This window comes from Aquimarina litoralis, from assembly GCF_019295435.1.
Lineage (GTDB): Bacteria > Bacteroidota > Bacteroidia > Flavobacteriales > Flavobacteriaceae > Aquimarina > Aquimarina litoralis_A.
In genome coordinates this window covers 1-10,261 of record NZ_WEKL01000085.1, presented here as the reverse complement: position 1 = coordinate 10,261, position 10,261 = coordinate 1, and the positions used below count along the sequence as shown (strand labels likewise).

Genomic DNA, 10,261 nt, shown 5'->3' with positions numbered 1-10,261 from the left:
TTAGAAACAGAACCAATTCTAAAAATAGTTTCTTTGTCGATCTTATCATTTAAAGAAGCATTTTTATTCCCAAAACCTTCTAAATAAATAACCGAATCACACTTTACAATCCCTACAGCTGCACCCACTATTTTATTTTGCTTTAATGCTTTTTTAAAATATTGTTGCACAGCCTTAGCTAATAAATCTCTTTGTTTATCAGAAATTGGATTTTTAAAAAAATCTAATGATGCTTGCTTAGGTTTGGGTTGTATTGGTAGTTTTGATGTTTCAATTTTATTAGCAGAAACAAGTGGAAAAAGCAATGCGATTAACAACAACATTGAGGGGGCAATGAAGAAACGTTTTTTCATAATAGGTTAAGCTCTAATTTAGAATAATAAAAATCAAAAAAATGGGGAATGATTTCTACTAATTCTAGTAACGATTTGGTTTATTAAATATTTTAATTTCGCCCAAATATAACGATTATATGCAAATATCATCGCTGAAATACACTTTTTTGTCAATTTTAACACTTTTTAGCGTTAACAGACAATTTTTACCAACCTATTTGTAAGAGAATACTTTCTTTTTAAAAAAAACACAAATTCTTAACTATACTAATTTAATATCTTCTTTAAAAAGCATGTGAATATATTCTGCATGGATTTCAATATTATGTTCATTCTCGAGACAATGAAAAAGTAAGTGAATTAATCCATAATCACCCAGACAATCACGATACTCATCCTGGTCTTTATTTTTTACCCACAAAATAAAGCTACACAAATGCCCAATTTCACCAATTTTTTCTGGTTTCTTCAAGCATGCCTTAAACTTGTCTAAATCCATATGTGCATATTCATTATACTTTTGTTTACAAAAGTTATAATCAAATGTATGCTTATAGGACCTAAGCTTTCTGTTTTGTATTTCATACTTAATACCACTCATATAGTACCTTTATTATTAATAGGTATTGATGTTATGCATATTTGAATTTTAGAGTATATGTTTATACTAACAAAATACACTCCATAAATTGTGTATTTAAGATTCTTTTAATGAAGTTTAACGAATCTATATAATTTGGAATTATTCCATAACAAAGATACAAAATTTGGAATAATTCCAATAATCGTTTTGCCTTTAAATTTTGAAGGATATGCCTTTTTTTCATAAAAAATGCCCATTTACCAAATAGGCAAATGGGCATTTCTATATCTAAACATCTAACTTAGTTACTGAAGGTACTCACGAATGATTGCTCATATTTTTGCCAAGCATCTGCACTAGTTAGTTTTTTATAATCATCATTATAGATCATTTTTAAATAGATCTCTAATTGTTTTGGTGTTTTATACCCAACAACAGGTGCTATTAATTTCCCGGTTTCATCAAAGAATACAATACTTGGATATCCACTAATCTTCAACGCATTTGCAAAAAAGTGTTGACTATTTCTTCCTTTTCTATCAGGATTGTGATTAGGATTGGTATATGTAAAATCATTATATCGTATCTCCTCTGTTCCTTCTCCATTGAACTTTACAGCATAATAATTAGCATTTACATAGTCTACCACATCTTTATTATGAAAGGTTTTCTTATCCAGCAATTTACATGGCCCACACCAATCTGTATATACATCCATAAAGATTTTCTTCGGAGTTTTTTTCTGGGCTTCCAAAGCTTCATTCATCGACATCCATTTAATCTCCTGTGCTTGGGTAGATAAAATGAACATACATCCAATTAGAAAAAGTAGGTTTTTCATACGTTCAAAATTTGTTTTACATATTAGTCGGAACAAAAACTATTCCTTATTAAAACTTCACCCGTTTTGGGTAAACGGGTAAAGCTGTATTTTAGTATTAACGAATACCGTGCATCATTCTCAATAATGTCTTATTAAGAATCAACATAATAACTCCCGCTCCAGCAGGAATTACTGTAAACATTAAGAAGAATACACTCATCCCATATTCTTCAACAATCGGATCTATAAAACTTCCTGTTACACCAGCCATAGTGTTAGCAATAAAATTAGCTACGAACCATATACCAAACATCAAACCAACAAACTTCACAGGAGCTAACTTACTTACATATGATAATCCTACAGGAGAAATACATAATTCTCCTAAAGTATGAAATAAATATGCCAATATTAGGAAAACCATACTTACAGAAGCTGTTTTAGCTCCTAGTGGAATTCCCATAGAACCAAATGCCAATATTCCAAAACCTAATCCTAAAAGTATCAACCCAATTGCAAACTTTACAGGTCCAGTAGGGTTATATTTACTCTGCCAAATTTTAGAAAATAGAGGCGCAAATGCTATAATAAAGAATGAATTTAAAATACCAAACCAAGAAGCAGGAACATCAGCAGAATCCGCTACAAACTCTCTCTGTAACATCCAAATTACGATACCCCAAATGATTGCAAATCCAACTCCTAATAAAATATTAGACAATGAATATTTTCCAAATGTCTGTTTAAATAACAGCATTAATACCCAAGTAATAATTAACATAGGAACTACTGTTAATACTGCATTAGATATTTTAAAGATCATAGCACCATTACCTTCCAATACTCTATCTGTGTAGTCTGAAGCAAATATGGTCATTGAGCCCCCAGCTTGCTCAAAAGCCCACCAGAAAAATATAACAAAGAAAGAAAAAACTCCGATCACAATTAATCGATCTCTTGTTACCTTTGACTCTTTAGATTCCTCAATAACATCTTCAATTGCATCTTGCGCATCTTCTATTGAATCTTCAATAACATCATCTAACTCTTCTCTTTTCTTAGGAGAAATACCAATATTTGCAAATATCCCTTGTGCAAAATAAAACTGCAACATCCCAACCAACATAAAGATTCCAGCAAGACCAAAGCCATAATGCCATCCAACTTTCTCACCAATGTATCCACATAATAATATTCCTAAAAATGCTCCAGCATTAATCCCCATATAAAAGATAGTATATCCTGCATCTTTTTCTTTTCCTTGTGTTTTATACAACTGACCAACCATAGAAGAAATATTCGGTTTAAAAAGCCCATTACCAATGATTAAAAGTCCTAATCCTGCATAAAAGAATGCATCTGCTGTAACTTCTAGTGCCATAGAGGCATGCCCTAAAGTCATTAGTAAAGCTCCTAAAATAACAGCATTTCTATAACCTGTAATTTTATCAGCAATCAAACCTCCTAAAATTGGAGTGATGTAAACCAATCCCGTATACCATCCGTAAAGCAATAGAGCACTATCTCGCTCCCATCCCCAACCTCCATCTACGATAGAAGCTACAAGAAATAAAACAAGTAAAGCTCGCATTCCATAATAAGAAAAACGCTCCCACATCTCAGTAAAGAAGAGTACAAAAAGCCCTGAAGGATGTCCTAAAACGGTTCTTTGGTTTATCTCTGAACCTCCAAATTTAAATTCCATATTGTATTATTAAGTTAGTAAAATTTATAAGTTGTTTAGTTATTATAAGTTCGCTTTAATAAAATTGGTCATCTTGTTATACAAGTGTAATCTCGTATTACCTCCATAAATACCGTGATTCTTATCTGGATAAATGGCCCATTCAAAATCTTTATTTTTCTGCACCAATGCTTCGATCAAACGCATCGTATTTTGAACATGAACATTATCATCTGCACTTCCGTGCACTAATAAAAATTTACCTTTTAAACCATCCACAAAATTAATTGGAGAGTTATCATCATATCCTTTTGCATTCTCCTGTGGAGTCATCAAATATCGTTCCGTATAAATGGTATCATAAAATCTCCAACTGGTCACTGGTGCAACAGCAATCGCCATTTTAAATGTATCTGGAGCTTTGAATAAACAATTACTGGACATAAAACCTCCATAACTCCATCCCCAAATTCCTATCCTAGATGCATCTACATATGGCAATGTTCCTAATTGTTTAGCAACCGCAATTTGGTCTTGAACTTCTAAATTTCCTAAATCATTTTGAGTAACCTTTTTAAACTTAGCTCCTTTAAATCCTGTTCCTCTTCCATCCACGCAAACAATCATATACCCTTGCTGTGCCAACATCATATACCAATAATCATTACTTCTATTCCAAGAATTACTTACAGATTGTGATCCTGGTCCAGAATATTGATACATGAGTACAGGATATTTCTTTTTGGAATCAAAATCCTTAGGCTTAATCGTCCACATGTTCAAAGTCTCACCATTAATTTCTATTGTAGAAAATTCCTTTGGCCTTACGTCATACTCTGCTAATTTATCTTTTACACCCTGGTTATTTTTAATTTCTCTTATAACATCTCCATTAGAAGCATTATTCAAGGTAAATTCAAAGGGAGTTTCCGCATTTGAAAAATAATTGATGTACTGACTGTAATCTGCACTAAAATCAGCATCATTAGTTCCCTCTTTCTTGCTTAATCTTGTTTTGTTGTTACCATCTAATCCAATGGAATAGATATCTCTATTAATATTATTATTCTCCACACTTTGATAGAAAATAGTTTTATTCTTAGAATCATATCCATAGTAATCAGTAACCTCCCATGAACCTTTAGTAACTTGATTAATTAGTTCTCCAGTTTCTTTATAATGGTAAATATGATTAAAACCATCTTTCTCACTTGTCCAGATAAAACTATTATCCTCTAAAAAAGTAAGGTTATCCGTGATATCCACATAAGCTTCATCTTTTTCATTTAAAACTATTTTGGGAGTTTTGGTTTTGGCATCTACAAAAATTAAATCCAGATTATTTTGATGTCTATTTAATACTTGAACACTCAAAATATCCGGATTTGTGGACCATTTAATTCTTGGAATGTAGAAATCTTTATAATCTCCAAGGTTAATTTTGTCTAGGGACATACTTCCTAAATCAGCAATGTGTAAGGACACTTTGGCATTTTTTTCTCCAGCTTTTGGATATTTAAACACATCTTGCTTTTGATATAAAGCTGAGCCGTATACATCCATTGAAAATTCGGGAACTTCTTTTTCATCGAATCGAATAAAGGCTACCTTATTACTATCTGCACTCCAATCAAAAGCTCTTACGAAAGCAAATTCTTCTTCATATACCCAATCAGTAATTCCATTGATGATCTCATTTTTCTTTCCATCATCTGTAAGTTGAATTTCCTCTCCTGAAACAAAATTTAAAACATAAATATTGTTATCCATCACATATGCCAACTTATTCCCATCAGGTGATAAAGCTGGTGATTGAATCTTGTTATTGCTAATTTTAAAACTACTATTGGAAGGAACATCAAAAATATGATAGATCCCTCTTGAAGATCGACGATAAATCTGTTCTAACTCACTTGCTAACAATATTCTTTTTTCATCTTTACTAAATTCATAGCTCTGGAAAAACTGAAGATCATCTATATTAGAAGATTTGATAATTGTATTTGCTTTCTCTCCTGTGGCGTAATCGTATACTTCAATAGATGTAGTACCATTCGTTCTATCACTTTCTAAAACAGAATATTCTTTACCATTATTCATGGAGTGCAAAGATTGTAATCGTTCTGTTCTAAAAGCTCCTCCCCATATTTCTTCAAGTGTAAAAGCCTTATCCTGTGCAACTGTAGTAAGACTTATAAATATTATTCCAAAAAACAATTGGGTAATCTTCATACTATATTTTGTAAAAATTGTTAACGTCAAGAATACTAAAAAATCCGTGAAAAATACAACAATTGACGTTAAATACAATAAATTCATGTTCGATAATAGAATATTTATTAGCAGATCATCAATTAATTCTCAAGAATTGAAAACATATTTTAGCTTAGAACAGTTATAAAAAACATTATAAGGATTCTTAAAGATCGATTGATACCAAACAGAATAGTATCTTTGCAGCCTGATCATAAAAATACAATATGGCTCCTGTGGTTTCTGGCTTTTCAAAGCTTTCCAAATCGGATAAAATAAATTGGTTAGTTGAACATCATTTTAACAATGACCAAAAGACGATTGAAATACTCAAAACGTATTGGAATTCTGATGAAAAACTTCAGCAATTGCATGATGAATTTACTGAGAATACAATTTCGAATTACTATTTACCATTTTCGGTAGCTCCCAATTTTTTAATCAATGGTGAACGTTTTACCATTCCTATGGCAATTGAAGAAAGTTCAGTTGTTGCTGCCGCAAGTAAAGCTGCTAAGTTTTGGCAAAATAAAGGTGGATTTCATGCTGAAGTATTATCCACAACTAAGGTTGGACAAGTACATTTTTCCTTTTCTGGGCAAAATTCAAAATTACAGCAGTTTTTCAAAACCATTAAATCGGATCTTATAGCATCAGCTTCCCATATTACTAAAAATATGGAAAAACGTGGTGGAGGAATTATTGATATTGAACTAAGAGACAAGACTTCTGAAATAGAAAATTATTACCAATTACATTGTACTTTTGGAACAGCGGATGCAATGGGTGCCAATTTTATCAATTCTTGTTTAGAACAATTTGCAGATTTTCTAACAAAAAGAGCTACCTCATACGAAGGGTTTTCAGAAAATGAAAAGGATATTGAAATTATTATGAGTATCCTTTCTAATTATGTTCCAGAATGTATCGTAAAAGCTTCTGTTTCTTGCTCAATTGAAAATTTACCAAATGTTGAAGGATTATCTCCGAAAGACTATGCTCATAAATTTGTTAGAGCTGTAGAAATTGCTAAAATAGAACCCTATCGAGCTGTTACCCATAATAAAGGTATCATGAATGGAATTGATGCGGTGGTTTTAGCTACTGGAAATGATTTTAGAGCTATTGAAGCTGGAGCACATGCTTATGCCTCAAGGAATGGTAAATATACCAGTCTTACCGACGCCAAAATTGAAGATGATATTTTTCATTTTTCAATACAAATCCCATTAGCATTGGGCACTGTTGGTGGATTAACTTCGCTACATCCTTTAGTAAAATTAGCATTAAATTTACTTGGAAAACCAAATGCTAAACAATTAATGATGATCACTGCAGTAGCAGGATTAGCCCAAAACTTTGGAGCTATCAACTCATTAATAACCACTGGAATTCAGCAAGGTCATATGAAAATGCATTTAATGAATATCCTAAATCAGTTTAATGCAACTACGGATGAAAAAGAGCAATTGGTTGAGTATTTCAAAACCAATACGGTAACTCATAGTGAAGTAGTGGAACAAATTGAAAGACTTAGAAGTTAAATAAGAAAACTTAAAAATTGTCATAACATAAAAAAACGATCGTCCTTATAATAAGTATTAATGTTATCAAGTGATGATACAAACATTTATAGCTACTATTTAAATGGTTAGATTTTGGAATTTCAGTTATGCCAACCAAACTATATCTCTTATTATTTTTCTATAGAAAACAATTCATAGTGCTAACCCTAGCAACACTATTGATATTATTTAAAAATAACAATACAGCACTATCATTCATTCTATTAATTAAATTCTTATACTTCTTAGGACTAAAAGTTTGGCATAAATTTGTGTCCTACACCAATATAGAGGTTTCGTATACGGATCGGTTTTTGTTTTACGAAAATTTAGGGTTACATAATATACATCTTTTTATATTCGGATTTCTAGCTGATTGCGTGATTTCCATCATCACTTTTTATACATTTCAATATTTTATTTCATGGTTCTAGAAATTGACAACATAGAATTATCCTATGGAGACAAGTTTATTCTCAATGGAATTTATATTAAAGCAGAAAAAGGAAAAGTTACCGGAATATTAGGAAGAAATGGGTCAGGAAAAAGTAGTCTGTTAAAAATAGTTTTCGGACATCTTAAACCGCAAAACAAATTAGTTAGAATCAATGGCAAACATCAAAGCAAACCGTTATATCTATCAAAAAAAGTTAAGTACTTATCACAGGTAGACACCATTCCCAAAGACATACCTCTTAAAAGGGTATTTACTTTATTTGATCTTTCCTGGAAAGATTTCGTGAGGACTTTTGAAACGTTTCAGAAATATCAAAATCCTCAAATATATGATCTTTCTGGTGGTGAAAAAAGAATCATAGAAACCTACCTTATGCTTATGAGTCCAGGAGAAATTGTATTATTAGATGAGCCTTTTTCTAACATTACGCCATTGTATGTAGAATTATTTACAAAACTCATACAAAAAGAAAAGGAAAATAAAATTATTTTGATCACAGATCATATGTATCATCATATCCTTGATGTTTCGGATGATCTATATTTATTTAAAAACAATACTTCTATTCTTATAAAAGATCCAAATCAACTCATTGACTATGGATATTTAAGTCATCTACAGTAAATATCAAAATTTATAAATAGATACTATATTTATTTCATTGTGATTTCATAAAACTCCTTAAAAAAGTACATTTGCCAATGACCAATTTAGCTGCAGATGTWAAAAAAATCATTTTATAGCCACGGCAAGCTTCTTCTAACCTCAGAATATCTGGTTCTGGACGGAGTCACTGCTTTAGCACTACCTACAAAAAAAGGACAATGGCTAGAAGTAAAAGAAAATAATTCTAGTAGTATCATATGGAAAAGTATCGATGTAAACAATAATATTTGGTTTGAAACTACTTTTGAACTTCCTCTTCAAGATGCAAATACCAGTACTAGCACTTCTAATTCAATGGTAATAGATAAAGAAGGATTCGGCATTTCCGAAACCCTTCTAAAAATTTTAAAAACCGCGAAGGAAATAAATCCAAATTTTTTATCAGATAGTCAGGGGTATTCCATTGAAACCAAACTAGAATTTGATCGAGCATGGGGTTTAGGGTCTTCTTCAACCCTTATTAATAACATAGCTCAATGGGCAGCTATAGATGCATTTGTTTTATTACAGAAAAGTTTTGGTGGTAGTGGATATGATATCGCTAGTGCAAAACACTCCTCTCCTATTTTATACACTCGAAAGGAGGTAAATCCTTTCGTCAAAGAAATAGATTTTAATCCAGTATTTAAGGATTCTTTATTTTTCATATACCTAAATAAAAAACAAAACAGCAAAGAATCTATTAAACATTATCAATCCTTGCCTCTTAAAGATTTTGACAAAGCCGCATCAATCATAACAGAAATTACGGATAAGATAATTAGCTGCAACTCATTAAACCGATTTAATGAATTAATAGATCTACACGAGACAACAATATCAAAAATCATTAAGACACCAACAGTGAAATCTACTTTGTTTTCTAATTATTCAGGAAGTATAAAAAGCCTTGGAGGTTGGGGAGGTGATTTTATATTAGTTACTGGAAGCATAGATGATATACAATATTTCAAAAACAAAGGATATCATACAATTATTCCTTATGAAGAAATGATTTTATAAGGTATTTGTTTAGAATAAAAATGCATCCTACCTATTTTATTCCTTGATCGTATAGTCTTTACTTATATAAAATATCTTTAAAAAATTCATTTTATTATCAAAAACATTTTATTACAAACCATACGTAAATTAGCTCTTCAAGGGGTTTTTAGCCCAAAATCATTTGGTAAATACAGATGTACATAAAATGTTAAGATATCAATATAAAGGTAATAATATCCCTCTTCTTTAACTTTGAGTTCTACGTAAACATAGAGATGAGCCTAATTTAGAAGGTAAATTAATCGTCAATCTGAAATAATTATTACGAAAAAAAATTACTTAAAATTTAAGTAATTTTTTAGTGATTTTTTAAGCTTAAATTTTAGGACGATTTGATAATAATTTAATTTTCGCTCATTACAATAGTATTAAGATGCGCTATATGATTAATTAAATCATTGCTTAAAAAAAAATTAAAAAATTGTCCCAATGAAAAAAAGAAATTTGCTTACTACCCTATTTGTATTGTTGGTAGTTTCATTTGTTAAAAGTCAGGTCATTTATAGTGATAATTTTGACCAAGGTATTTTAACAGTAGAATCCTCTAATTCCTATTCTTCCTCTTTATCTGGAGGAAATTTAATTATTGAAGGAGATGGCACTGCTGGAGGTTTTGACCCAATTGTGTACACCTTGCATAATTCAGGCACCGAAACTTCCATCAATATATCAAGCAGTATTAAGGTCTACATTAAAGTTTCAGGAACTTCTAATCCAGAATTAAGAGTTGATATACAGGATGAAGATAGTTTTGTAACAAATCTAAGCCCTCAATCGGTAAGAATTGATAGTGGATCTACTATTTACGAACTTGATTATACTTCCAGTTTACAAGATGGTGGCTATGGCGG

9 protein-coding genes are annotated in these 10,261 nt (G+C 31.0%); 4 read left to right on the top strand and 5 right to left on the bottom strand.

Features of this window, described 5'->3' with window-relative positions; genetic code table 11:
• The 5 genes from GBO31_RS23010 to GBO31_RS22990 form a co-directional block, all read right to left on the bottom strand.
• Positions 1–353, bottom strand: a 353-nt coding sequence (locus GBO31_RS23010; RefSeq protein ID WP_219010959.1) for a serine hydrolase, incomplete at its 3' end; no start/stop codon positions are given.
• A gap of 244 nt (positions 354–597) precedes the next feature.
• The gene (locus tag GBO31_RS23005; protein ID WP_219010958.1) at positions 598–936 is read right to left on the bottom strand and encodes a hypothetical protein; all 339 of its coding nucleotides are present in this window, start codon (positions 934–936) and stop codon (positions 598–600) included.
• 283 nt (positions 937–1,219) lie between these two features.
• Positions 1,220–1,759, bottom strand: coding sequence for a thioredoxin family protein (locus GBO31_RS23000; protein ID WP_219010956.1), 540 nt, complete (start codon positions 1,757–1,759; stop codon positions 1,220–1,222).
• Positions 1,760–1,856: 97 nt separating this feature from the next.
• A complete protein-coding gene (locus GBO31_RS22995; RefSeq protein ID WP_219010955.1) occupies positions 1,857–3,446 on the bottom strand; it encodes a peptide MFS transporter in 1,590 nt (529 codons plus the stop codon).
• A 42-nt stretch (positions 3,447–3,488) separates the two neighbouring features.
• Positions 3,489–5,657: a S9 family peptidase gene (locus tag GBO31_RS22990; RefSeq protein ID WP_219010954.1), complete on the bottom strand. Its 2,169-nt coding sequence runs from the start codon at positions 5,655–5,657 to the stop codon at positions 3,489–3,491.
• A gap of 248 nt (positions 5,658–5,905) precedes the next feature.
• Between GBO31_RS22990 and GBO31_RS22985 the strand changes: the two genes are divergently transcribed.
• From GBO31_RS22985 to GBO31_RS22970, 4 genes are all read left to right on the top strand, one after another.
• A complete protein-coding gene (locus GBO31_RS22985) occupies positions 5,906–7,222 on the top strand; it encodes a hydroxymethylglutaryl-CoA reductase, degradative (protein ID WP_219010953.1) in 1,317 nt (438 codons plus the stop codon).
• A 445-nt stretch (positions 7,223–7,667) separates the two neighbouring features.
• Positions 7,668–8,324, top strand: coding sequence for an ATP-binding cassette domain-containing protein (locus GBO31_RS22980; RefSeq protein ID WP_219010952.1), 657 nt, complete (start codon positions 7,668–7,670; stop codon positions 8,322–8,324).
• A gap of 96 nt (positions 8,325–8,420) precedes the next feature.
• Positions 8,421–9,368 (top strand): GYDIA family GHMP kinase, encoded by a 948-nt coding sequence (locus GBO31_RS22975; protein WP_219010951.1) that lies wholly within the window; start codon positions 8,421–8,423, stop codon positions 9,366–9,368.
• Positions 9,369–9,839: 471 nt separating this feature from the next.
• A partial coding sequence (locus tag GBO31_RS22970; protein WP_219010950.1) for a hypothetical protein occupies positions 9,840–10,261 on the top strand: 422 nt, incomplete at its 3' end.